Source organism: Trujillonella endophytica (assembly GCF_900110555.1).
GTDB classification, from domain to species: domain Bacteria; phylum Actinomycetota; class Actinomycetes; order Mycobacteriales; family Geodermatophilaceae; genus Trujillonella; species Trujillonella endophytica.
Map to the genome: position 1 here is coordinate 35,351 of NZ_FOEE01000020.1, position 23,151 is coordinate 58,501.

At 74.4% G+C, this 23,151-nt stretch carries 20 protein-coding genes; 9 read left to right on the forward strand and 11 right to left on the reverse strand.

The genetic code is table 11. The annotated features are described in order from the left end of the window. Nucleotides 1-181: 181 nt before the first annotated feature. Nucleotides 182-1,978 (forward strand): acyl-CoA dehydrogenase, encoded by a 1,797-nt coding sequence (locus BMY88_RS21725; RefSeq protein WP_091948945.1) that lies wholly within the window; start codon nucleotides 182-184, stop codon nucleotides 1,976-1,978. 90 nt (nucleotides 1,979-2,068) lie between these two features. On the opposite strand, the gene BMY88_RS24005 is transcribed toward BMY88_RS21725, so the two are convergent. Then, nucleotides 2,069-2,239, reverse strand: coding sequence for a hypothetical protein (locus BMY88_RS24005; RefSeq protein WP_170861236.1), 171 nt, complete (start codon nucleotides 2,237-2,239; stop codon nucleotides 2,069-2,071). A gap of 375 nt (nucleotides 2,240-2,614) precedes the next feature. On the opposite strand from BMY88_RS24005, the gene BMY88_RS21730 reads away from it, so the two are divergent. Next, a complete protein-coding gene (locus BMY88_RS21730; RefSeq protein WP_091948948.1) occupies nucleotides 2,615-3,664 on the forward strand; it encodes a YihY/virulence factor BrkB family protein in 1,050 nt (349 codons plus the stop codon). Nucleotides 3,665-3,712: 48 nt separating this feature from the next. On the opposite strand, the gene BMY88_RS21735 is transcribed toward BMY88_RS21730, so the two are convergent. Continuing rightward, nucleotides 3,713-4,399, reverse strand: a complete 687-nt coding sequence (locus BMY88_RS21735; RefSeq protein WP_091948951.1) for a hemerythrin domain-containing protein — start codon at nucleotides 4,397-4,399, stop codon at nucleotides 3,713-3,715. Between the two features lie 155 nt (nucleotides 4,400-4,554). On the opposite strand from BMY88_RS21735, the gene BMY88_RS21740 reads away from it, so the two are divergent. Continuing rightward, nucleotides 4,555-5,730: an acyl-CoA dehydrogenase family protein gene (locus tag BMY88_RS21740; RefSeq protein WP_091948954.1), complete on the forward strand. Its 1,176-nt coding sequence runs from the start codon at nucleotides 4,555-4,557 to the stop codon at nucleotides 5,728-5,730. A 30-nt stretch (nucleotides 5,731-5,760) separates the two neighbouring features. Here BMY88_RS21740 and BMY88_RS21745 read toward each other — a convergent pair whose 3' ends face one another. Continuing rightward, nucleotides 5,761-6,663: an ABC transporter substrate-binding protein gene (locus BMY88_RS21745; protein WP_091948957.1), complete on the reverse strand. Its 903-nt coding sequence runs from the start codon at nucleotides 6,661-6,663 to the stop codon at nucleotides 5,761-5,763. Between the two features lie 127 nt (nucleotides 6,664-6,790). Here BMY88_RS21745 and BMY88_RS21750 point away from each other — a divergent pair, with 127 nt between their 5' ends. The 4 genes from BMY88_RS21750 to BMY88_RS21765 are packed head-to-tail and all read left to right on the forward strand — an operon-like array spanning nucleotide 6,791 to nucleotide 10,864. Beyond that, nucleotides 6,791-8,524, forward strand: coding sequence for a phosphatase PAP2 family protein (locus BMY88_RS21750; RefSeq protein WP_139220549.1), 1,734 nt, complete (start codon nucleotides 6,791-6,793; stop codon nucleotides 8,522-8,524). Further along, on the forward strand, nucleotides 8,521-9,132 hold the full coding sequence (locus BMY88_RS21755; RefSeq protein WP_091948960.1) for a hypothetical protein: 612 nt from the start codon (nucleotides 8,521-8,523) through the stop codon (nucleotides 9,130-9,132). Before BMY88_RS21750 ends, BMY88_RS21755 begins: the two co-directional genes overlap by 4 nt. Next, nucleotides 9,129-10,244, forward strand: a complete 1,116-nt coding sequence (locus BMY88_RS21760; RefSeq protein ID WP_244524849.1) for a lysylphosphatidylglycerol synthase transmembrane domain-containing protein — start codon at nucleotides 9,129-9,131, stop codon at nucleotides 10,242-10,244. Before BMY88_RS21755 ends, BMY88_RS21760 begins: the two co-directional genes overlap by 4 nt. After that, nucleotides 10,241-10,864 carry a phosphatase PAP2 family protein gene (locus BMY88_RS21765; protein ID WP_091948963.1) on the forward strand — a complete coding sequence of 208 codons (624 nt, stop codon included), beginning with the start codon at nucleotides 10,241-10,243 and terminating at the stop codon, nucleotides 10,862-10,864. Before BMY88_RS21760 ends, BMY88_RS21765 begins: the two co-directional genes overlap by 4 nt. A 24-nt stretch (nucleotides 10,865-10,888) precedes the next feature. Here the strand turns inward: BMY88_RS21765 and BMY88_RS21770 are convergent, their stop codons facing one another. Next, on the reverse strand, nucleotides 10,889-11,740 hold the full coding sequence (locus BMY88_RS21770) for a class II aldolase/adducin family protein (RefSeq protein WP_091949066.1): 852 nt from the start codon (nucleotides 11,738-11,740) through the stop codon (nucleotides 10,889-10,891). A gap of 168 nt (nucleotides 11,741-11,908) precedes the next feature. On the opposite strand from BMY88_RS21770, the gene BMY88_RS21775 reads away from it, so the two are divergent. Together BMY88_RS21775 and phaZ are read left to right on the forward strand one after the other, a co-directional pair. Continuing rightward, nucleotides 11,909-13,684 (forward strand): PHA/PHB synthase family protein, encoded by a 1,776-nt coding sequence (locus BMY88_RS21775; protein WP_211435774.1) that lies wholly within the window; start codon nucleotides 11,909-11,911, stop codon nucleotides 13,682-13,684. Continuing rightward, complete coding sequence (gene phaZ, locus BMY88_RS21780; protein ID WP_170861237.1) at nucleotides 13,674-14,513, forward strand: poly(3-hydroxyalkanoate) depolymerase; 840 nt, start codon at nucleotides 13,674-13,676, stop codon at nucleotides 14,511-14,513. The genes BMY88_RS21775 and phaZ overlap by 11 nt, the downstream gene beginning before the upstream one ends. Before the next feature lie 11 nt (nucleotides 14,514-14,524). On the opposite strand, the gene BMY88_RS21785 is transcribed toward phaZ, so the two are convergent. The 7 genes from BMY88_RS21785 to BMY88_RS23570 form a co-directional block, all read right to left on the reverse strand. Then, entirely contained in the window at nucleotides 14,525-15,901 is a 1,377-nt protein-coding gene (locus tag BMY88_RS21785; protein ID WP_139220550.1) for a neutral zinc metallopeptidase, read from the reverse strand. A 128-nt stretch (nucleotides 15,902-16,029) separates the two neighbouring features. Next, nucleotides 16,030-18,687 carry a putative bifunctional diguanylate cyclase/phosphodiesterase gene (locus tag BMY88_RS21790; protein ID WP_091948968.1) on the reverse strand — a complete coding sequence of 886 codons (2,658 nt, stop codon included), beginning with the start codon at nucleotides 18,685-18,687 and terminating at the stop codon, nucleotides 16,030-16,032. Nucleotides 18,688-18,728: 41 nt separating this feature from the next. Then, nucleotides 18,729-19,403 carry an enoyl-CoA hydratase/isomerase family protein gene (locus BMY88_RS21795; protein WP_091948971.1) on the reverse strand — a complete coding sequence of 225 codons (675 nt, stop codon included), beginning with the start codon at nucleotides 19,401-19,403 and terminating at the stop codon, nucleotides 18,729-18,731. Between the two features lie 31 nt (nucleotides 19,404-19,434). After that, nucleotides 19,435-20,883 (reverse strand): argininosuccinate synthase, encoded by a 1,449-nt coding sequence (argG, locus tag BMY88_RS21800; RefSeq protein WP_091948973.1) that lies wholly within the window; start codon nucleotides 20,881-20,883, stop codon nucleotides 19,435-19,437. A gap of 173 nt (nucleotides 20,884-21,056) precedes the next feature. Then, entirely contained in the window at nucleotides 21,057-21,671 is a 615-nt protein-coding gene (locus BMY88_RS21805; RefSeq protein WP_139220551.1) for a hypothetical protein, read from the reverse strand. A gap of 226 nt (nucleotides 21,672-21,897) precedes the next feature. Then, nucleotides 21,898-22,803, reverse strand: a complete 906-nt coding sequence (locus tag BMY88_RS21810) for a hypothetical protein (RefSeq protein ID WP_091948978.1) — start codon at nucleotides 22,801-22,803, stop codon at nucleotides 21,898-21,900. Continuing rightward, nucleotides 22,793-23,044, reverse strand: a complete 252-nt coding sequence (locus tag BMY88_RS23570) for a hypothetical protein (RefSeq protein ID WP_139220552.1) — start codon at nucleotides 23,042-23,044, stop codon at nucleotides 22,793-22,795. Before BMY88_RS23570 ends, BMY88_RS21810 begins: the two co-directional genes overlap by 11 nt. Nucleotides 23,045-23,151: the final 107 nt, after the last annotated feature.

Here is a 23,151-nt window from a genome sequence, read left to right on the forward strand (position 1 = left end):
CCCGAGTCCGGGCCCGCTCCACCCTGCCGGCGGGTTCCCGGCGTTGCCGGCGCGATGCGACCGGCACCGTCGGGAACCCGCCGGTATCGCGGCCGAGAGGGGCGCGGCGGTGACGCCGACGCGGGTCGGGTGACCGGCCTACGGTGGACGGCGTCCGATCCGTCGCCGTGCTGGAGGCACCGTGCCCGCGTCCTCGCTGATCCTCAACCGCCGGGACCTGGACTTCCTGCTCCACGAGTGGCTCGACGTCGAGAGCCTGGTCAAGCGCCCCCGCTACGCCGAGCACTCCCGCGAGACCTTCGACGCGGTGCTCGATCTCGCCGAGCAGATCGCCACCGAGCACTTCGCCCCGCACAACCGCACGGCCGACGAGAACGAGCCGCGGTTCGTCGACGGCCGGGTCGAGATGATCCCCGAGGTGGGGCGCGCCCTGGCGGTCTTCGCCGGCGCCGGGCTGCTGGCCGGCGAGTTCGACGAGCGCTTCGGCGGCATGCAGCTGCCGCACACGGTCGGCCAGGCGGTGTTCGCCTGGTTCAAGGCCGCGAACGTGGGCACCTCGGCCTATCCGTTCCTCACGATGGCCAACGCCCGGCTGCTCATCGCGCACGGCAGCGACGAGCAGGTCGAGACCTACGTGCGGCCGATGGTCGAGGGCCGCTGGTTCGGCACGATGGCGCTCTCGGAGCCCCAGGCGGGCTCGTCGCTGGCCGACATCACCACCCGGGCCGAGCGCCAGGACGACGGCACGTACCGGCTGACCGGCAACAAGATGTGGATCTCCGGCGGCGACCACGAGCTGACCGAGAACATCGTCCACCTCGTCCTGGCCAAGATCCCCGGCGGTCCGCCCGGCGTGAAGGGCATCTCGCTGTTCGTCGTCCCGAAGTACCTGGTGGACGCCGACGGCTCCCTCGGCGAGCGCAACGACGTCGTCCTCGCGGGGCTCAACCACAAGATGGGCTACCGGGGGACGACGAACACCCTGCTCAACTTCGGCGAGGGCGGGCACACCCCCGGCGGGCGGGCCGGAGCGGTCGGGTACCTGGTGGGTGAGGAGCACCGCGGCCTCACCTACATGTTCCACATGATGAACGAGGCCCGGATCGGCGTGGGGATGGGCGCGACCGTCCTCGGCTACACCGGCTACCTGCACGCGCTGGAGTACGCCCGGACGCGCACCCAGGGCCGCCCACCGGCGGCGAAGGACCCGACCTCTCCGGCCGTTCGGATCATCGAGCACACCGACGTCCGACGGATGCTGCTCGCGGCGAAGTCCTACGCCGAGGGCGGGCTCGCGCTCGGCCTCTACTGCGCGCGCCTGGTCGACGAGGAGCAGACGGCGGAGGCGCCCGAGGCCCGCGACCGCGCGCACCTGCTCCTGGAGATGCTGACGCCGATCGCGAAGGCCTGGCCCTCGCAGTACGGCCCGGTGGCCGACGACCTGGCCATCCAGGTGCACGGCGGGTACGGCTACACCCGCGACTACCCCGTCGAGCAGTTCTACCGGGACAACAGGCTGAACCCGATCCACGAGGGCACCAACGGCATCCAGGGCCTGGACCTGCTCGGGCGCAAGGTCCTCATGCAGGACGGCGCCGGGCTACGACTGCTCGGGGAGACGATCACCGCGACGACCGCGCGGGCCGCCGGCACGGCCTGGGCCGGCTTCGCGGCCGACCTCGACGCCGCCGTCGCCCGCCTCGGCGCGGTGACGGCCACGCTGTGGGGCGCCGGCGACCCCGCCGTCACCCTGGCCAACGCGACCGCCTACCTCGAGGCGGCGGGCCACGTCGTCGTCGCGTGGCTGTGGCTGGAGCAGGCCCTGGCCACCCGGGAGGAGAGCACCCCCTTCTACGAGGGCAAGCGCGCGGCCGCCCGCTACTTCCACCGCTACGAGCTGCCCGCGGTGCACACGCGGCTGGACCTGCTGGAATCCCTCGACCGGACGGTCCTGGACACCGACGAGACCTGGCTCTGAGCCGCGACACGCCCGCGCCCCGCGGCTCCGGGAGGAGCAGCGGGGCGCGGTGGGCGGGGAACGGTCCGGGGGACCGATCCGGGGATCAGGTCAGGCGGTTCCGGCGGTGACCGCCACCGGCTCGGGCGCGGACTGCGCCGCACGGGGGGCGCTCGCGGCGCGCTCGCGCTCGTAACGCGCTGTGCTGGAGGATCCCATCACGATCACCAGCCCGGTCAGCACCAGGAACCCGAGCAGGGTCACTGCCGGCCAGAACATCATCGTGCGAACTCCCCCTGTCGATCTCTTCTCTCGCCCGCCGCAACCGCGGGCGGCACGTCGTCGGGACCTGTGTCCCCCGTCGATCTACATCTCAATCGTCGATCTGTGATCGTTTCCTGACTGTTGGTGACACGACTCACATCGCCGCTGCGGCGCGGCACCGTCCTGCTCATCGCGGTCATGGTGTCCCGCCGCGCGGGATCGGCCGGTCCGACGGCGGTCCGGCGCGTCCCGGCCCACCGGCGCGTCCGGGTCATGGGTGCCGACATCGGCACTCCGCGTCACCGCGACACCCCGCCGGCGCGAATGGAACGCGACCGTCCGGGGCAATCGACGGCGAGCACGTTCGCAGACCCCGACCGGAGGACCCCCCCGATGGCCCGTTCCACCGGATCCCGCAGCGCGGCCACCACCGCCGCCGCCAAGGACACCCGCTTCTCCGGCAACGTCGCCGGCGACCCCGTCCCCCAGGACGACGCGGTCAGCTCGACCCGGTTCGACAACGCTCCCCGGGGAGCGGACCGCACGCCCACGACGATGGGCACCATCAAGCGCACCCTCAAGGAATTCAGCGAGGACCAGCTCACCGACCGCGCTGCGTCACTGACGTACTACGGCGTCCTCGCGCTGTTCCCCGCGCTCATCGCGCTGCTGTCGATCATCGGTCTGCTGACCGATCCCCAGCAGCTGTCCGACGCGCTGACGAAGGTCGTCCCGGCCGACGCCGCGGACACGCTGAACCCGGTCATCGACCAGATCGCCGGCAACACCGGCACCGCCGGGTTCGCGCTGATCATCGGTCTCGCCGCCGCCATCTGGTCGGCGTCGGGCTACGTCGGCGCCTTCACCCGCGCCGCGAACGTGGTGTACGAGACGCCCGAGGGCCGCAAGATCTGGAAGCTCAAGCCGCTCCAGCTGCTGATCACCCTGATCGGCGTCCTCATGGCCGCGCTCATCGTCGCGATGCTGGTGCTCAGCGGCCCCGTGGTGGAGGCCGTCGGCAGCGCGATCGGGCTCGGGGACACCGCGGTCAGCGTGTGGAACGTCGCCAAGTGGCCCGTGATGGTCGTCGTCCTCGCCCTGATGATCGCGATCCTGTACTACGCCACCCCGAACGCGAAGCTCCGCGGCTTCAAGTGGGTCAGCCCCGGCGCGGGCGTGGCCATCCTGGTCGCCGTCGTGGCGTCGGCCGCGTTCGCCTTCTACGTCGGCAACTTCGGCAGCTACAACAAGACCTACGGCGCGCTCGCCGGCGTCGTGATCTTCCTGATCTGGTTCTGGCTGATCAACCTGTCGCTGCTGTTCGGCATCGAGCTCGACGCCGAGATCGAGCGGACCAAGGAGCTCAAGGAGGGCGTGCCCGAGGCCCACAAGGAGATCCAGCTCGACGCCCGCGCCGAGCCCAAGCCCCGCCACACGAACTGAGCCGAGCGGAGTCGCTCGGTGACGGTTTCCGTTCCCCGGCGACTCCGCTCAGCCGTGCCGGGCCGGGGGCGTCCGCTCGACGAGCGCGGCGACCCCCGCGAGCCCCTTGCTGACCGCCTCCCCGACCGGCGCCAGCCGCGCCGGGCCCAGGCGGACGCCGGAGTCGATCAGGTCGCGGGTCCGGTCGATCACCGACAGCGGCAGGGTCGAGAGGGCGTTGCCCGGCGGACGGCGGGCCACCGTCGGATGCGGGCGCGTCGGGGAGATCCGCCGCACGAGCTCCCAGTGGCGACCGAGGCGGCGCAGCTCGTGCGGGTCGAGCCTCTCCTGCAGGCGGGGCAGCAGGAGGTCCTCCTCGTCGCGGACGTCCGCGCGCAGCACCTCCACCAGCCGCGCCAGCCGCGCCGGCCGCCGCGGATCGTCCGGCCCGCCCTCCTCCAGCGCCGCCACCAGGTCGCTGACCACCTGGTGCTCCTGCTCGATCCGCAGCGTGAGCGCCTCGCCGTCGGCCAGGACCCTCCGGGCGACGGGCCACAGGACCGCCTCCTCGGCGAAGGCGTGGGCGAACACCAGCCGGTCGATGCGCCGGAGCACCGCCTCCTGCCCCCGGCCGGTCGTGCCGTCGAGCTCGTGCAGCAGCCCGTCGAGCCGCGCGTGGTCACGGCGCTGCCTGGTGAGGACACTGCCGGGACCGCCGAGCTCGGACTCGGACTGATCGGCGAGGGTTCGGGGCACGGGAACACGACCTCTCGGTGCGGGACTGAACCGTCCGGTACTTCCCCGCGCCGGCGGGCCGCATGCCAGGGCCGGCGCCGGTTGCCCGCCCCGGCCCCGGGGGTAGGGCCACGGGGCCGCGGGCGACGGAGCCCGATCGCCCTCCAGGAGGCCCCATGACCCCGCCCGTGACCTCGGATTTCTACGAGCTCGAGGCGCTGCTCGACGACGCCGACCGGGAGCGGCTGTACCGGGTCCGCGACTTCATGGACACCCGTGTCCAGCCGGTGATCAACGACTACTGGACGCGCGGGGAGTTCCCGCACGAGCTGGTCCCCGGGCTCGCCGAGCTGGGCGTCGCGGGAGCGCAGTACTCCGGGTACGGCTCCCCCGGCCGCTCCTCGCTGTTCGACGGCATGGTCGCCATGGAGTTCTCCCGCGGCGATCCGTCGATCGCCACCTTCATGGGCGTCCACGGCGGCCTGGCGATGGGGACCATGCACCTGTGCGCCTCCGAGGAGCAGAAGGAGCGCTGGCTGCCGGCGATGGCGCGGATGGAGCTGATCGGCGCGTTCGGGCTCACCGAGCCCGAGCACGGGTCCGACGTCGCCCGGGGGCTGCAGACCACCGCCCGCCGCGACGGCGACGAGTGGGTGCTCACCGGCGAGAAGAAGTGGATCGGCAACGGCAGCTTCGCCGACCTGGTGATCATCTGGGCCCGCGACGACCGGACCGACGCGGTGCTCGGCTTCGTCGTCGAGAAGGGCACCCCCGGCTACTCCGCGGTCGACCTCAAGGACAAGATCGCGCTGCGGGCGGTGCAGAACGCGCACATCACGCTGGACGGCGTCCGGGTGCCCGAGGCCGACCGCCTGCAGGGCGCGAACTCCTTCCGGGACACCGCGCGGGTGCTGCGCGCGACCCGCGTGGGCGTCGCCTGGTCGGCCGTCGGGTGCGCGCGCGGCGCCTACGAGCACGCCCTGCGCTACGCGGAGGGGCGCGAGCAGTTCGGCCGGCCGATCACCGGCTTCCAGCTGGTGCAGGACCTGGTCTTCCGGATGCTGGGCAACATCACCGCCTCGGCCACGCTCTGCGCCCGCGCCTCCCAGCTGCAGGACTGCGGCCGGCTCCGCGACGAGCACGCCTCGATGGCCAAGGCCTACAGCACCATGCGGATGCGCGAGACCGTCGGCTGGGCCCGCGAGCTGATGGGGGGCAACGGCATCCTGCTGGAGAACCACGTGGGCCGGTTCGTCGCCGACGCCGAGGCCATCTACTCCTACGAGGGCACCCGCGAGGTCAACAGCCTCATCGTGGGCCGCGCCGTCACCGGCGAGAGCGCGCTGGTCTGAGCTCGGACCCTCCGACGGAGCGGCCCCTCGCTAGCCGGCGGCCTCCCACCACTGCGCCGCAGCCTCCGCGGGCGTCCGCCCGTCGAGCGCCACGACCCGGTTCAGCTCGACGAGGTCGGCGGTCGTCAGGCGCGCGCTGACGCCGTCCACGGTCGCCGCCAGCTCGTCGCCGGCGGCCCGGAGCACGTCGGTCGCGACGATCGGGACGACGTTCTCGTGCGGCTGCAGGCCGCGGTCGTCCTCGAGGAGGAGCAGGGACCGGTCGGTGAGGTGCGGATCGGTGGTCTCGAGCAGGCCGACGTCGATCCCTCCGGCCAGCAGCGTGTCCACGGTGGCCGCCCGCGACGGCATGCTGAGGACGGCGCCGAACTCCAGCCCGTACACCGCTCGCAGGCCGACCAGGCAGTGCTGCCGGTCGGCGCACTCCGGCGGACCGCCGAAGGTGAGGTCCGGGGCGAGCGCGGTGAGGTCGGACAGCCGGCTGATCCCCTGCTCGGCGGCGAAGCGCGCCAGCACGACGAACCCGTTCTGGTCCTCGGCGGCAGCGGCGGCGAGCACGGTCAGGCCCCGCGGGGCCAGGATCTGTGCGAGGTCGGCGTGCAGGTCGTCGACGCCGCGCCGCGCCGTGTCCGCGTCGGGCCGGAAGAACTCCCCCGCGGTGCCGAGGTACTCCACGACGACGTCGACCACTCCCTGCTCCAGCGCGGGCAGGACCACCTCCCGGGTGCCGACGCCGTGCTGCACCGCCACCTCCAGGCCGGCCCGGCGCAGCCCCTCGGCGTAGAGCTCCGCGAGGATCTGGTTCTCGGGGAAGTCGTAGGACGCCACGCGGACGGTGCCGGCCGGGACAGCCGGGGCGTCGTCCTCGGTGGTCGCGCACCCCACGAGCCCGGCGGTCAGCAGGAGCACGGCGGCGAGAGCGCGAGAGCGCATCGCGGACTCCTCCCCGGAGCCGGTGCCCGGGCCCCCCGGGCACCGCCACGCTAACGGCCCGACCGCCGCGGCGAACGGGACCAAGGGTCGTTGTCCCCGAACCCGATCGGGGGGACCATCGGCCGGCATGGCGGCAGCCACGCACGCGGCGGCGGGGCGGGTGTCGGGTGCGTCCACGTCCGAGCTGGGCGCGGCCCCGCGGCCCGCCCCGCCCGCGATCCAGCGCGTCCGACGCCGCCGCCGGCCGTCCGGGGAGGCCCCGCCCCTGCCGCGGCACCTCGCCACGTCGGGCAAGTTGTGGCTGGCCCTCAGCGGCGTCGTCCTCGCCGTGTGGGCCGTCGTCTTCGTCACCGACAGCATCGCCTACGTCGACGTCGCCGACACCCGGATCCTGCAGGCCGTCGCCGAGGTGCGCAGCGATCCGCTCACGCAGGTGGCGGAGGTGGCGGGGGGCCTGGCCACCTCCGGTGCCATCCACGTGATCTGGCTGGTCAACCTCGTCGTCCTGGTGCTGGTCCGGCGGTGGCGGCACCTGTTCGTCTGGCTCGTCACCGGGCTGGTGGTGGTCAACCTGACCGCGGTGGCGGCCGCCATGCTGCAGCGGCCGCGGCCCTTCGAGGTGGAGATCATCGGCCGGTGGTCGGGCTTCTCGATGCCCTCGCTGCCGGTCACGGTGCTGGCCACGTTCCTGGTCAGCACCCTCTACGCGCTGGTCCCCGCCGGCCGGCCCCGGGAGATCGGCAAGTGGGTGGTGTGCGCGCTGCTGGCGGCCACCGCCGCGTCCCGGCTGTACCTGGCCCAGGACCATCCGACCGACGTCGTGACCAGCGTGGTGCTCGGCGTGGCCGTGCCGCTGGCCGCCTTCCGCCTGCTGACGCCCAACGAGGTCTACCCGGTGCGCTACCGGCGCGGGAGACCGGCACACCTGGACGTGACCGGGGCCCGCGGCGCGGCGATCGTCCGCGCGCTCCAGGACCAGCTCGGCGTCGTCGCCACGAAGGTGGCGCCGTTCGCCCTGTCCGGGTCCGGCGGCTCGACGCCGCTGCGGATCACGGTCCGGGCGCACCCGTCCGCGGCGGCGGAGGAGAGCTGCGTCTTCGGCAAGCTGTACGCCGCCACGCACGTGCACTCCGACCGCTGGTACAAGCTCGGCCGCACGCTCCTGTACGGGCGGCTCGAGGACGAGAAGCCCTACCACAGCGTCCGCCGGCTGGTGCAGTACGAGGACTACGTGCTGCGGGTCCTGTGGGACGCCGGACTGCCCGTGCCCCATCCGATGGGCATCGTGGAGATCACGCCCGAGCGCGAGTACCTGCTGGTCGCCGAGTTCGTCCAGGACGCCGTGGAGATCGGTGACGCCGAGATCGACGACGCGATCATCGACCAGGGGCTGTCCGTGGTGCGCCGGCTCTGGGAGATCGGCATGGCGCACCGCGACATCAAGCCGGCCAACCTGCTCGTGCGCGACGGCACGCTGTTCCTCATCGATCCGGCCTTCGCCGAGGTCCGGCCCAGCCCGTGGCGGCAGGCCGTCGACCTGGCCAACATGATGCTGGTCCTGGCACTGCGCACCGACGCGGCACGGGTCTACGCGCGGGCCCGGAAGCAGTTCTCCGACGAGGAGATCGCCGAGGCCTTCGCGGCCACCCGCGGGCTCACCATGCCCTCCCAGCTGCGCCGCATGATCCGGGCCCAGGGCCGGGACCTGCACGGGGAATTCCTCGCGTTGCTGCCCTACCAGCTGCCGCCGGTGCCGATCCAGCGATGGACCCTGCGCCGCGTCGGGCTGAGCCTGATCACCGTCGCGGGGCTGGCCCTCGCCGTCGCCGTCGGCGTCGACCTCGTGGGTTCCCCGCTGTGAGCGCCCCGCGCGCGGGCCGGGCGCCGATCGCGCTGGGCGCCGTCGGCGCGCTCGTGCTCGGCGGGTGCGCCGCCGAGGAGGCCAGCGTCAGCCGCGAGGTGCCCGCGTGCTCCGACGACGACGGCGAGGCCGCCAACGGCGTCGTCCTCATGGCGCAGGCCGTGCCGAGCGCGACCTGGGTGCCGTGCGTCGAGGGCGTGCCGCTGGGCTGGGGGTTCGGCGGGCTCGACGCGGCCGGCGGATCGGCCCGGTTCTGGCTGGACTCCGACCGCGACGGCCCGCGCGCCATCGAGGTTCGGCTCGACGAGTCGTGCGACACCGCGGGCGCGACGGAGATCCCCACCGACCGGGAGGGGCTGCGCCGCCTGGAGCGCGTCACGCAGGTGACCCCGGAGTTCCACGGCAGGCGCTTCTACCTGTTCGAGGGCGGCTGCCTGACGGTCGTGTTCACCCTCGGCGGGGAGTACCGGGGCGAGCCCCTGGCGCTGGCCACTCAGGGGATCGGCGTCGTCAGCCGGGCGGACCTCTCCGCCCAGGTGCGCGGGGACACCGGCGGCCGGCTGGAGCTGGACCCGCCGGCCGACGACGACGAGGGGGCATCGCCGTGACGACCGCCCGCCCGCTGATCCCGCCGGAAGCCCCGGCCGGTGGTCCGCAGCGCACGACGCCGCGCTGGCGGCGGGTCGTCGCGCCGCTGCTCTCCCTCGCCCTGGTCGCGGCCGTGTTCGCCTGGTTCCTGCCGCAGTTCACCAGCCTCTCGTCGGTCTGGTCGGCGGTCACCGCCATGTCGTGGGCGGAGCTGACCGTGCTGGGCCTGGCCGCCGCGTGGAACATCGCGACGTACCAGTTCGTCATGATCACGACCATGCCCGGGCTCCGGCTCCGGGAGGCGACCGTCTCGACCACCACGACGACCGCGGTCTCCAACACCGTCGTCGGCGGGGCGGCCCTCTCCCTCGGCCTGACCTACGCGATGAACTCGTCCTGGGGCTTCTCCCGCTCCCGGACGTCGGTCTGCCTGCTGCTGTCCGGGCTCTGGAACAACTTCGCCAAGCTGGCGCTGCCGGTGCTCGCCCTCGTGCTGCTGGCCTTCTCCGCGCCGCCGACGCCCGGGCGGCTGGTGGCGGGGCTGGTCGGCGTGGCCGGGCTCCTGGTCGCCGTCGTCCTGCTGGGCCTGCTGCTGCGCAGCCGGGAGGGCGCCGCCCGCATCGGGATCGCCGCCGGCACCGTCGCGACCGCGCTGCGCCGCCCCCTGGGCCGGCCACCGGTGCAGGGCTGGGACCGGGCGACGACGAAGTTCCGCGACCGCACGGTGCTGCTGCTGCGGGCCCGCTGGCACTGGCTGACCCTGGCCACGGTGGTCAGCCACCTCTCGCTGTTCGCCGTCCTGCTGCTCTCGCTGCGCGCCGTCGGGGTGGACGCCGAGGAGGTCTCCGCGGTGGAGGCCCTCGCCGTCTTCGCGTTCGCCCGGCTGCTCACCGCCATCCCCTTCACCCCCGGCGGGCTGGGCGTCGTGGAACTGGCGCTGATCACGGGCCTATCCGCCGCCGGCGACGAGCGGGCGCTGGTGGCTGCCGCCGTCCTCGTGTTCCGGGCCCTGACCTACGTCCTCCCCATCCCCCTGGGCGTCGCCACCTACCTGTTCTGGCGGCACAACCGGTCCTGGCGGCGTCCGCCGAACTCGGCCCCGCGGACGGACCTGGTGCCGGAGGAGGCGTGAGGGCCCGCACGCGGGCCCTGCCCGGCCGCCTGGTGCGGACCGGCGGGGACGCCGCACTGCTCGCCGGCGGCGCGGTGGCGCTCGTCCTCGCGTCGCTGCCGGTCGAGGCGACCCGGGTCCCGGCCGCCGAGGCGGCGGTGTTCCGCGCCGTCAACGGCGTCGACGTGCTGCCGTTCGCCCTCGTGTGGCCGGTCATGCAGCTGGGGAACCTGCTCGTCGTGCCGGCCTCGGCCCTGCTCGCCGCCGCCTACCGGCAGTGGCGGCTGGCCGCGGGACTGCTGCTGGCCGGCGCCGGGACCTACTACGTCGCGAAGGTGGTCAAGCGCATCGTCGAGCGCGGCCGGCCCGACGGGTTGCTCACCGACGTCGTGATCCGGGGGGCGGCGGCGGCCGGCCGCGGCTACCTCTCCGGCCACGCCGCGGTCGTCGCCGCGCTCCTCGCGACGGCGTGGCCGTGGCTGGGGCGCCGCGGGCGGATCGCGGGGCTCGCCGCCGCGACGGCCGTGTGCCTGACGCGGGTGCACGTGGCCGCCCACCTGCCCCTGGACGTCGTCGCCGGGGCGGCACTGGGCGTGGCGGTCGCCGGCGGGGTCCGGTTGCTCCTGGGCCGGCCGCGGTGAGGCCCCGCGCGGCGGGCCCGGACCTCAGTCGAACAGGTCGGGCTGGTCGCGGCTGATCCGCTCCCAGATGGGCTGGAACTGGAACCAGCCGGCGAACTCGTAGCCGACCTGGCCGCGGGTCACCGTGGCCTCCTCGGGGCCGATCCGCCGCGGCGGGCTACCCAGCCCCGCGGCGGCGGCGTAGGCCGCGAGCTGCGCCTGCGCAGTGCGCTCCAGGGTGAGGAACCACCATGCCGCGCTGTCCACGGAGGCGCCGACGGTGAGCATGCCGTGGTTGCGCAGGATCACCGCCTTGTGCGGGCCCAGGGCCGCGCCGATCCGGCGGCCCTCCTCGGGGTCGAGCACGACGCCGGAGTAGCGGTCGTACACCCCGACGTCCTCGTAGAAGGCGCAGGCGTCCTGGGTGAGCGGCTCGATGGTCGTCTCCAGGCAGGACAGCGTCTTGCCGTACGGGCCGTGCGCGTGCGCGGCGGCCTGGACGTCGGGCCGCGCGGCGTGCACCGCGCAGTGGATGGCGATCGCGGCCCCGTTGACCGCCCGGTCGCCCTCCACCACCGCGCCGGACTCGTCGACGCGCACCAGGTCGCTGCTGCGGACCATGCTGAAGTGCATCCCGAAGGGGTTCACCCAGAACGTGTCGGGCGCCGCGGGGTCGCGCACCGTGATGTGCCCGGCCACGCCCTCGTCGAGCCCGGCGCGGCTGAACATCCGGAAGGCCGCCGCCAGCTTCGCCTTGCGGTGTGCCCGCTCCTCCTCGACGGAGGCGAACTCCGGCGGCATCGCCATCCGCAGCGGGCGGCCGGCGGCATCGGCGGAGGCGGCCCCCGCCGGCAACGGGGTGGCGGCCACCGGGGCGGCGGCGGGCCGGTCGGTCATCGTCACGTCGGATTCCTCCCGTCGGCGGCGTCGGTGCCGCTGTCCGCCTCGAGTGTGCCCCCGGACCGCGCCCCCGCGGCGGGTCGCGCCGCCACCGCGCCGGACCGCCGGGACAGTGGTTCAGTGGGCTGGGTCACAGCTGCCACCGGGCATCTCGAGGAGGCCGGCATGACGACGACGGTCCGCGGCACGACGCCCCCGAAGGGCGAGCCCGGCACCCCCGCCGCCCCGCGCGAGCTCGGCGGCTCCGCCTCGGAGGGGACGTCGGAGGCGGCCGCGGAGGCGATGACGGGGCTGGACATGGTCCTCGTCGACGGAGCCCGCGGGCCGCTGCGCCGGCTCGTGCCCCCGGTACGGACCGCGGCCCGCTTCGGCGCGACGCTGGCCCGCCGCCCCGATGCCGTCGCCCGGCGCGCGGGTGCGCTGGCGCAGGACCTGGCGCGGATCGCCGTCGGCCGCAGCGACATCGAGGCATCGCCGAAGGACAAGCGCTTCGCCGACCCCGCCTGGACGGGCAACCCGCTGCTGCACCGCGCCATGCAGGCGCACATCGCCGCGGCCCGCGTGGCGGTCGGGCTCGTGGACGACGCGGAGCTGGACTGGCAGGACGACGAGCGCATCCGGTTCTCGCTGACCAACCTGGTCGACGCCCTCGCGCCGAGCAACGTGCCCCCGCTGAACCCGTTGATGTGGAAGGCCGTCGTCGACACCGGCGGCCGCAACGTCATCCAGGGCCTGCGGCGGATGCTCACCGACGTCACCTCGCCGCCGCGCGTGCCGTCGATGGTCGAGCCCGACGCGTTCGCCGTGGGCGAGGACCTCGCGGTCACGCCGGGCGCGGTCGTGCTGCGGACGCCGGTCCTCGAGCTGATCCAGTACCGGCCGACCACCGAGCAGGTGCACGCCGTCCCGCTGGTGATGGTGCCGCCGACGATCAACAAGTACTACATCGCCGACCTCGCGCGCGGTCGCAGCATCGTCGAGCACTACGTCGCCGCCGGGCAGCAGGTCTTCATGGTGTCCTGGCGCAACCCGAGCGCCGAGCACGCCGACTGGGGCCTGGACGACTACGGGCAGGCCGTCCTCGACGCGATGGACGCCGCGCAGGAGATCACCGGCAGCGACCGCGTCGCCCTCCAGGCGTTCTGCTCCGGCGGCATCATCACGGCGATGCTGCTGGCCCACCTCGCCGCCACCGCCGACCTGGGCCGGGTCGCCTCGGCGAGCTTCGCCGTCACCGTCCTCGACTGGGCGCGCGCCGGCACGGTGTCGGCGCTCATGGACGAGAACGCCGTCCGGGAGGCCGTGGAGAAGTCCCGCAAGCAGGGGTACCTCGACGGAGCGATGCTGGCCGAGGTGTTCGCGTGGCTGCGGCCCAACGACCTCGTCTGGAACTACTGGGTCAACAACTACCTGCAGGGCAAGCCGCCGCCGGCCTTCGACATCCTCTACTGGAACGCCGACACCACCCGGATGACCGCCGGGCTGCACCGGGACTTCATCGACGTCGCGGTCCGCAACTCCCTGACCGAGCCCGGGGCTGCCGGCATGCTCGGCTCCCCCGTGGACATGGCCGCCGTCGACGTCGACACCTACGTGACCGCGGGCGTCGCCGACCACCTCTGCCCGTGGCAGTCCTGCTACCGCACCACCCAGCTGCTCGGTGGGCGCAGCCGCTTCGTGCTCTCGACGAGCGGCCACATCGCCTCGCTGGTGAACCCGCCGGGCAACCCGAAGGCAACGTTCCAGGTGGCGCCCGAGACCCCGGCGGACCCCGAGCGGTGGCTGGCCTCCGCCGAGAAGGTGAGAGGCTCCTGGTGGCCGGACTACACCGCGTGGCTGGCCGAGCGCAGCGGCGCCGAGGTGCCCGCCCCGCAGGCCCTCGGGTCGGCGGCGCACCCACCGATCGACGACGCACCCGGGAGCTACGTGCATGAATCGTGACCGTCTGCCCTCCGGGACCGGGGAGACCGTCGCCACCGTGTCGGCCGCCGGGCGCACCCTGCGGGTGTCCGTCCGGGAGGGCACCGACGCCGCGGTGCCGCCGCTGCTGCTGATGAACGGCATCGGCGCGAGCCTGGAGGTGCTGCAGCCCTTCGTCGACGCGCTGCACCCCCGGCGCACCGTGATCCGCTTCGACGTCCCCGGCGTGGGCGGCTCCCCCCGGCCGCTCGTGCCCTACGTCCTGGCCACCCTGACCCCCGTGGTGGCCGGGATGCTCTCCCGGCTGGGCCACGACCGGCCCGTCGACGTCCTGGGCCTGTCCTGGGGCGGGGGGCTCGCGCAGCACTTCGCCGTCCAGCACCGCCGGCGGTGCCGCCGGCTGGTCCTCGCCGCCACCGGCACCGGCTCGCTGATGGTGCCCGGCTCCCCCCGCGTGCTGGGCCGGATGCTCACGCCGCGCCGCCACCGCGACCCCGAGTACGCGCGGCAGATCGCCGGCACCATCTACGGCGGGAGCGTGCGCTCGGAACCCGAGCGGGCGGCGCGGGCGCTGCACGCGGCCACCCACCTGGGGCCCAGGCGCGGCTACTACTACCAGCTCGCAGCGAGCACCGGGTGGAGCAGCCTGCCGTTCCTGCGGCTCATCCGGCAGCCCACGCTGGTGCTCGCCGGCGACGACGACCCGATCGTCCCGCTGGCCAACGCCCGGATCATGGGCCGGCTCCTGCCCGACGCCCGGGTCCACGTGTACGGCGGCGGCCACCTGGCGCTGGTGACCGAGGCCCGGGAGCTGGCTCCCGTGGTCGAGGAGTTCCTCGACCGCGACTAGGGCGTCGTCGATCAGGACAGGCCGCACCCGCCGGTGAGGAAGCCCTGCCGGAACGAGTCGACGAGCTCGAACCCGTTGGCGTCGGACCCGGGCAGCACGTTGTCCCCCTCCCCGTAGCGCAGGAGGACGACGGCGGCCTCGTCCACGTCACCGGGGGAGAGCGAGTACCGGGCGCCGTCCACCTCGCCCTCGAGGAACTCCCGGGCGAGCCAGCCGGTCGTGCAGACCGCGCTGTCCACGGCCTCCTCGCCCTCGGTCGGCAACCCCAGCTGGGCGCGCACGGCCCGGGCGTAGGGCAGCGCGAGCAGCGTGACGACCGCGAAGTCACCGACCTCGTCGTGCGCCGGTTCGAGCAGCCCGGGCTCGTCGAAGCGGATCTCCCCGGTGGCGGCGCAGTACTCCACGTCGACCTCGGGCCCTTCGCCGGTGCAGGCCGAGCCCGACGGCTCGCCCTCCACGATCCGGGGCAGGTCCACCGAGCCACCCAGCGCCGGGACGCCGTCGAAGCCGGTGGTGAGCGCCTGCTCCCAGAAGCCGGCGAGCAGGTCGTCGGCGAAGCGGACCGCCTCCCGGTAGCTCAGGTCGCCGCCGTTGCGCTCCTCCTCGGGGCTGAACGGCTCCAGCGTGTACAGCCGGTCCTCGTCGAACGCCGCGCAGGCCACCGGCCCGTCGGCGTACCCCTCCTGGAAGGCGGAGAGCTGGTCGAACAGCGAGCCGTGCGCGCTGGGGTCGTCGGGGTCGCTGCCCGCCGGGTCACCGAAGTACAGGTAGCCCAGCAGGTAGTCGTCGAGCTCCGCCGGCCGGAGGGCGAAGTGCTGGGACTCGCCGTCGACGACCCAGCGGGTCCAGGCGCCGGCGAAGCACTCGGCCTGGGTCTCGGCGACGATCGACGGGTCGTCGAGGCCCGCCGCGTCCTGCACGGCGTGCGCCATCTCGTGCGCCATCACCTCGGCGACGATGAAGGGCCCGTAGTCGTCGGTCAGCTCCTCCAGCCAGGCCCGGTCGTAGACGATCCGGTCGTCGGGCGAGCAGTAGAGGGCGTTGTCGGCCAGTTCGTCGACGTCGTCGTCGAAGCAGGGGCTGCGCGGCAGGTCGTCGTCGTCGGTCTCGTCCGGGTCGATCGACCAGAAGCCGCCCTCCACCTCCCCGAACTCCCCGCCGTACACCTCGGGGAAGGTCACCGCCCAGTAGTCCAGGACGTCGGCCAGGGCGTTGCGCGCGATGCGGTCGGTCTCGTTGCCGTCCTCGGCCAGCCCGATCACCAGGTCGGCGTCCGTGGCGTCCATCCGCAGGCCGCCGGCCGGCGTGGCCACCCCGCCCACGGTGGTCGTGCAGGCGGTCAGCACGGTGACGGCCGCGGCCGCCACCAGCGTCGGGCGCACGCGCACGGGGACCACCTGTCGATCTGGCGGACGCTCGTGGGTCCGGCTGCGGAACCGACGCTGCCCGGCGCCCGGGACGCCGTCAACACCGGCGCCGCGCGTGTCGCCCACCCGGGGCCGCGCGGTGCCGCCGGTCAGGCGGAGAGCCCGGCGGGTACGGCGCCGATCAGGGCGCCGGCCTCCGCGGCCGGCAGCGGCCGGTGCAGCAGGTAGCCCTGGGCGCTGTCGCAGGACTCGGCGCGCAGGCGCTCCAGCTGCTCCGGCTCCTCCACGCCCTCGGCGACGACGGTCAGGCCGAACGTGTGGGCGGCCCGGATCATCAGCGCCACCAGCTCCTCGTGCCCCGGGTCGGTGGACCCGATGAAGCTGCGGTCGATCTTCAGCGTGTCGACCGGCATGTGCCGGAGCTGGCCGATCGAGGTGTACCCGGTGCCGAAGTCGTCGATGGCGATGCCCACGCCCATCTCCCGCAGCGTGGCCAGGTGCTCGTAGGCCATGGGGTCGCTGACCAGCACGGTCTCGGTCACCTCGATCACGAGCAGCGCGGGCGGCAGCCCGGAGGCGGCCAGCGCGTCGGCGACGTCGCTCACCACGCTGGGCTCGGCGAGGTGGCGGCCGGAGATGTTGACGGCGACGGTCGGCGCGGGCCCGCCGGCGGACGGCGGCGCGGCCCGGCGCCACTCGGCCAGCTGCCGGGTGGCCTCGTGCAGCACCCACCGGTCGATGTCGCAGATGAGCGCGGAGGCCTCGGCCACCGGCACGAACTGGTCCGGCGGCACCGCACCGACGCCCGGCCGGTGCCAGCGCACCAGCGCCTCGAACCCCGTGACGCCCCCGTGCATCACGTCGTGCACCGGCTGGTACTCCAGGCACATCTCGCCGGCGGCCAGCCCCGCGGCGATGGCGGCCTCGGTCTCGGCACGCGCGCTCAGCTGACGGCGGAGGTCGTCGTCGAAGACCTCCGCGCGGCCGCGCCCCCGGGCCTTCGCCCGGTAGGCGGCGGTGTCGGCCTCGGCGAAGAAGACGTCGGTGTCGGTGCCGCCGTCGCGGCTGACGGCCACGCCGATGCTCGCGCCGACGCGCACGTCGACGCCGTCGATGTGCACCGGCCGGCTGACGGCGGCGACGAGCCGCTCGGCCAGCAGCACGAGTTCCCGCTCGTCCTCGACCTGCTCGACGAGGACGACGAACTCGTCGCCGCCGAGGCGGCAGACGGTGTCACCGGCGCGCACGGCCGACAGCATCCGGGTCGCCGTCGCCCGGAGGACGGCGTCCCCGCAGGCGTGGCCGAACCGGTCGTTGACCGCCTTGAAGCCGTCGAGGTCCACGAACAGCAGTCCGGTCGTGCCGCCCGAGCGCTGCGCCCGGTGCAGCGCGCCGGCGACGGCCGCGACCGCCTGGGCGCGGTTGGGGAGCTCGGTGAGCGGGTCGTGCGTCGCCCGGTGGGCGAGGGCGACCTGCAGCTCCTCCCGCTGCCGGACGGAGGTGACCATCTGCTGCACCGAGGCGTGCACGACCTCCCCGAGCGGCCCGGGCAGGGGCTGGTCGAGCAGCCGGTCGTCGAGGTCACCACGGGCGACCGCGGCCGCCTGGTCCTGCAGGCGCCGGAGCGTGCGCACGGTCTGGCGCAGGGCCGCGGAGACGGTGCGCACCTCGCGCGGGCCGGCCACCTCGACGTCGACCAGCGAACCCTCGCTCACCCGGCCGGCGCGGTCGGCGAGTACGCCGAGCGCGCGGGTGATCCGCAGGGCGACGGCGGCCCCGGCGACGATGCTGAGCAGCACGAGCCCGAGGCCGAACTGCAGCGTCGACTCGAGGGCGCTCCGAGCGCTCCGGACGTCGCCCGCGGCGTGCTCCTCCAGGCTGCCCATGGCGCCGTCCACCAGCGCGGTCAGCAGCACGTCCCGCTCGGCTCCGCGCTCCATCAGAGCGATGAGGTCGGCGGGCGTGAGCGGGGACAGGGTGCCCTCGGCCTGGGCGGCGAGCATCGCGTCGAGCGAGGTCATGAGCGGGTCCACGTGCGCGGTCTGCCAGGCGAACGCGAGCTCCGGCTGCGAGAGGTCGCCCATCCGGCGCACCGCGTCCTGGTAGGCGAGCAGGGAGGCCTGGCCGGCGATCCGCGAGCCGGCCGACAGGTCGCCGGCGTCGAGCTGGGAGGCGAGGAACAGCGGGAACATGCGCGCCGAACTCTGGGCCAGCGTGGTCACGATCTCGACGTCCTGGATGGCGCGCAGCGTGGTCGCCGGGATCTCCTCGGCGCTCGCGGCGTCGGCCGCCTGCGCCTGCGCCTGCGCCAGGGAGTTGGCGACGTCGAGGTAGCGGAAGAAGACGTCCTCGACCGGCAGCTGGGCGGCGTCGAGGGATGCGCGCACCACGTGCAGGTCCTGCTCGGCGCGCCCGGCCGAGGCCGAGCCCGGCAGGTCCGACGGCAGGGCGGCGAGCGCCTCGTCCGTGGTCACCCGGGTGGCCTGCATCCCTCCGCGCGTCTCCTCGGCGACGCTGTCGACCACGGAGGCCGGCAGGCCCAGCAGCTCGGCCAGCGCCCGGTCGGCGATGACGGCGGACGAGAGGGCGGGCACGATCTCGTCCTCGACGCCGTTGCGGGCGACGTCCAGCTGGGCGAGGGCCTGCACCGCCTGCTCGGCGCGGCGCGCGCTCTCCACCTCCGACTGCTGGTCGCGGACGAGGTACGTCGTCAGACCGACGACGCCCACCTGCGGGATGAGCGCGAGGGTGGCCAGGTACAGCCACAGGGGAAGACCCCGTCGCGTCCGGCGGGTCGGCGTGCTCATGTTCCCGGTATCGGACCGTGCGGTACCGGGATTGAGGGGGTCTACTCCGGAGGGGGGAGGCCGGCGGCGCGGAGGCCGGTCAGCACCGGCCCGTACATCGTCGACTTGATCGCCGCGAGGACCGGGCCGGCGAGCCCGGCGTGCGCCGCGGCCCGTTCGATCGCCGTCGGGAGCACCGCGTCGGCCTCGACGGCGCGGTCGATGACGGCGGCGGCCGCGGCCTGCTCACCGCCGTAGCGGCGGCCGGTCACCATCGCCTCGTGCGCGACCTGCGGGGCGAGCCGGGCCTGGATGAGCGCGGCCATGGCCGGCGCGAAGGGCAGCCCCAGGGCGGCCTCGGGCAGGCACCAGAAGCCGCGGTCGGCCCGCATGACGCTGCTGTCGTGGGCGAGGGCGAGCATGGCGCCGCCGCCGAAGGCGTGCCCGGGCAGCGCGGCCACGGTGTACAGGGGCGCCGCCAGGACGCGGGCGAGGACCACCTCGATGCGGGCGCTGTAGCCCGCGCCCTCTTCGGGGTGGGCCAGCAGCCAGTCCAGGTCCAGCCCGTTGGAGTAGAAGCGGCCGCTGCCCGTGGTGACCAGGGCCCGCGCGCCGTCGGCCTGCTCCACCTCGTCGAGCGCCGCCTCCACTCCGGTCAGCCAGTCGAGGGTGAAGCGGTTCTCGCCGTCGCCGAGATCGAGGACGAAGACGTCGTCCTCGCGCGTCAGGTCGGGCACGGGGACCTCCGATCGTCGACCCGTCGGGCGCTCAGTCGGTGCCCGACTCCATCGCGGCCCGGTCGAGCATCTCCTCGTCGGCCGACACCTCGCCGCGGGAGGCGATGGTCTCGGCCCCGCCGGCGGTGAGCGCCCCGATGAGCCCGGTGGAGGCGGCCTGCGCGGCCCCGACCAGCGCCGGCTGCGCGCTGCCCACCATGCCCATCGCGGCGTACTGCTCGAGCTTGGCGCGGGAGTCGGCGATGTCGAGGTTGCGCATGGTCAGCTGCCCGATCCGGTCGGTCGGGCCGAACGCCGAGTCCGCCGTCCGCTCCATGGAGAGCTTGTCGGGGTGGTAGCTGAAGGCCGGGCCGGTCGTGTCCAGGATCGAGTAGTCCTCGCCGCGCCGCAGGCGCAGGGTGACCTCGCCGGTGACGGCCATCCCGACCCACCGCTGCAGCGACTCCCTCAGCATGAGCGCCTGGGGGTCCAGCCAGCGGCCCTCGTACAGCAGCCGGCCCAGCCGGCGGCCCTCGCTCTGGTAGGTCGCGAGGGTGTCCTCGTTGTGGATGGCGTTGACCAGCCGCTCGTAGGCGATGTGCAGCAGCGCCATGCCCGGGGCCTCGTAGATGCCGCGGCTCTTCGCCTCGATGATCCGGTTCTCGATCTGGTCGGACATGCCCAGCCCGTGCCGGCCGCCGATCGCGTTGGCCTCCAGCACCAGGTCGACCGCGGAGTCGAACTCCTTGCCGTCGATGGTCACCGGCCGGCCCTGCACGAAGCCGATCGTCACGTCCTCGGCGGCGATCTCCACCGCGGGGTCCCAGAAGCGGACGCCCATGATCGGCTCGACGATCTCGATGCCGGCGTCCAGGTGCTCCAGCCGCTTGGCCTCGTGGGTGGCGCCCCAGATGTTGGCGTCGGTCGAGTACGCCTTCTCGGTGCTGTCGCGGTAGGGCAGGCCGTGGGCGACCAGCCACTCCGACATCTCGGTGCGCCCGCCGAGCTCGGTGACGAAGGCGGCGTCCAGCCACGGCTTGTAGACGCGCAGCCCCGGGTTGGCCAGCAGGCCGTAGCGGTAGAAGCGCTCGATGTCGTTGCCCTTGAACGTCGAGCCGTCGCCCCAGATCTGGACGTCGTCCTCGAGCATCGCGCGCACCAGCAGGGTGCCGGTCACCGCGCGACCCAGGGGGGTGGTGTTGAAGTAGCCCCGTCCGCCGGAGCGGATGTGGAAGGCGCCGCAGGTCAGCGCCGCGAGCCCCTCCTCCACGAGGGCGGCCTTGCCGTCGACCAGGCGGGCGATCTCGGCCCCGTAGGCCTGCGCGCGCCCGGGCACCGAGGCGATGTCGGGCTCGTCGTACTGGCCGATGTCGGCGGTGTAGGTGCAGGGCACCGCGCCCTTGTCACGCATCCACGCCACGGCCACGGACGTGTCCAGCCCTCCGGAGAAGGCGATCCCGACGCGCTCGCCGACGGGCAGGGAACTGAGCACCTTGGACATGACTCTGATTATGCACGCCTATGCATGACCATGCACAAGCGCCCCGCCCTCCCCCGGGCAACTTCGCACTATTGCCCGGGGCAACTTCGCGCTTCCGCCCCCGGGGGCAACTTCGCGCTTCTGCACCGGGCAACTTCGCGCTATTGCCCGGCTGGTGCCGGCGGAGGGGTCCCTCAGGCGGCCCGGCGGACGACGTGGCCGCAGCCGCCGCCGAAGGACTCCACGGCGAACCCGCGGACGGCGAGGACGTCGGCGACCGCGCGGTTCATGACCTCGCCGACCGCGGCGTCGACGGCGGCACCGTGCACCTGGTCGACGGTCATCCGCTCGTGCTGGCGCCAGGTGACCACGATGCCGTCGAGGTCGGGCTCGCACGCCAGGCAGGCCCCGCCCAGGGCGCTGTCCTCTCCCGCGGCGTCGTGCAGCGGCAGTCCGGCCTCGGCGAGCGCGGCGGTCACCTCCACGACGAGCGTGGTCAGCGGGTCCTCGTCGTCGACGATGTCCTCCCACTCCGCGGGCAGCCGGCCCATCTGCTCACCGAGGTGGGCCAGCCACGCCCACTCCTGCGGCGAGGGCCGGCGCTTGACCCGGCCGTCGGGGCGGCGGACGCCGTAGACGGTCTCGACGGCGCCGGGCGCGTGCTCGGCGGCAGCCCAGCCGGCCTCCTGGCGCGTGGGGAACGGGCCGGCGACGACCGGACCGCGGCCGTCGTCCTCGACCTCGGTCAGCCACCAGCCCAGGGCCGTCGCGCCACCGATCGCGACACCACTGACGGGAAGACGACTCACGCTCTGCACCACTCCTCCTGTACCGGACCGGCGACGGGGAAGGCCGCTGGTCACCCCCGCGCCGGCCGGGGGCCGAGCGCTGGAGGTCCTCGAAACGTAGGGGCCGGTCCGGCGGCGATCCGCCGTCCGACCGGGGCGGCCCCCGGCGCGTCGCGCCACCGCTGCGCGGCGGACACGGGGAGTCGCTGACCCGCCCCGGAGTGCTGCACCCCGAGGCGGGTCTCGGTCACCGCGGACCCGGCGTGACCATCCAGCAGCCGCTGGAACCGAACGCCTCGACCTCGAAGCCCACGGTGCGCAGGAGGTCGGCGACGGCCGCGTTCATCGTGCGCTGGACCGCGGACTCCATCGCGGCGCCGCGCACCTGCTGCACGCTCATCCGGTTGTGCTGGTGCCAGGTGACCAGCACCCCGGCGTTCGCGGGACCCGGGCTCAGGCACACGCCACCGGCCGCGCCCTCGCCGGCACAGTCGTGCAGCGGCAGTCCGGCCTCGACCAGCGCGGCGGCGACCTCGACCACGAGCGTGGTGAGCGCGTCGTCGTCGGAGACGAGGTCGTCCCACTCGGTGGCCAGGCGGTCCAGCTGCTCACCGAGCTCGGCCAGCCAGGCGCGCTCGGCGGGCAGCTGCCGGCGGACCACCGTGCCGTCGGTCCGCTGCGAGCCGAAGACCACCCGGGTGGACTCGGCCAGGCCGAGGGCGAGCAGGGCCCAGTCCGCCTCGACGCGGTCGTCGTACGGACCGGCGACGGCGTGCTGCCCCGGCTGGTCGGCGTCGTCGTCGACCAGCCACCAGGCCGGCGGCGATCCCGCCTCGCCGAGGCGCTTGCCGGCGGGGTGGGTGGCGATCCCGACGGTGCCGGCGGACCCGGCACGGGCCTCCGCCGCGGCCTCGGCGGGCTCGGCGGGCAGGTGCCCGCCGGTGAGGGCGACGGTGTCGACCACGGTGGCGGCCAGGGCGTCGGCAGCCGGGACGGCGACGGCGGCGCGCTGCCGCTGCGCCTGCACGGCGTTGCGCTCGAACTCGTAGAGCGCGGTGGAGCGGGTCCCCAGCGCGACGACCAGCGCCGCGAGCACGAAGAAGCCGGCCAGCGTCACCGCGGGCCAGAGCAGGACGACGGTCTCACCAGGCACGCCAGGCTCCCTGCGGGCCGGCGCCCCACGAGGCGGCGCGCTGCGACGACGCGCGGGTCCAGGCCACTGCGCGGGCACCCGTGGTCCGCAGCGCGGGACCGACCGGTCGCCGCACCGCGGGTGTCGTACCGGGCGCCGGGTCCTCTGCCGAGAACAGTTCCAGCAGCGCGGTCAGCCCCGTCTGCTCGTCGGCGTCGACGAGTCGTGGTGGTGGGGTTGCCAGTGCTGGGGGCGCGTTCACGCGGGGCTCCTCGAGGGCGTCCGTCGCGGCCGGGGAAGTGCCGCGGACAGGACGAATACTGGGGTCCGCGCACCGCCGGACACGCGTGTCGGACACGGCACCGCAGG

Coding starts and splice junctions, on each gene's coding strand:
- BMY88_RS24005 (WP_170861236.1), bottom strand. CDS start 2,239: ATGATGTTCTGGCCGGCAGTGACCCTGCTCGGGTTCCTGGTGCTGACC.
- BMY88_RS21730 (WP_091948948.1), top strand. CDS start 2,615: ATGGCCCGTTCCACCGGATCCCGCAGCGCGGCCACCACCGCCGCCGCC.
- BMY88_RS21740 (WP_091948954.1), top strand. CDS start 4,555: ATGACCCCGCCCGTGACCTCGGATTTCTACGAGCTCGAGGCGCTGCTC.
- BMY88_RS21745 (WP_091948957.1), bottom strand. CDS start 6,663: ATGCGCTCTCGCGCTCTCGCCGCCGTGCTCCTGCTGACCGCCGGGCTC.
- BMY88_RS21750 (WP_139220549.1), top strand. CDS start 6,791: ATGGCGGCAGCCACGCACGCGGCGGCGGGGCGGGTGTCGGGTGCGTCC.
- BMY88_RS21770 (WP_091949066.1), bottom strand. CDS start 11,740: ATGACCGACCGGCCCGCCGCCGCCCCGGTGGCCGCCACCCCGTTGCCG.
- BMY88_RS21775 (WP_211435774.1), top strand. CDS start 11,909: ATGACGACGACGGTCCGCGGCACGACGCCCCCGAAGGGCGAGCCCGGC.
- phaZ (WP_170861237.1), top strand. CDS start 13,674: ATGAATCGTGACCGTCTGCCCTCCGGGACCGGGGAGACCGTCGCCACC.
- BMY88_RS21790 (WP_091948968.1), bottom strand. CDS start 18,687: ATGAGCACGCCGACCCGCCGGACGCGACGGGGTCTTCCCCTGTGGCTG.
- argG (WP_091948973.1), bottom strand. CDS start 20,883: ATGTCCAAGGTGCTCAGTTCCCTGCCCGTCGGCGAGCGCGTCGGGATC.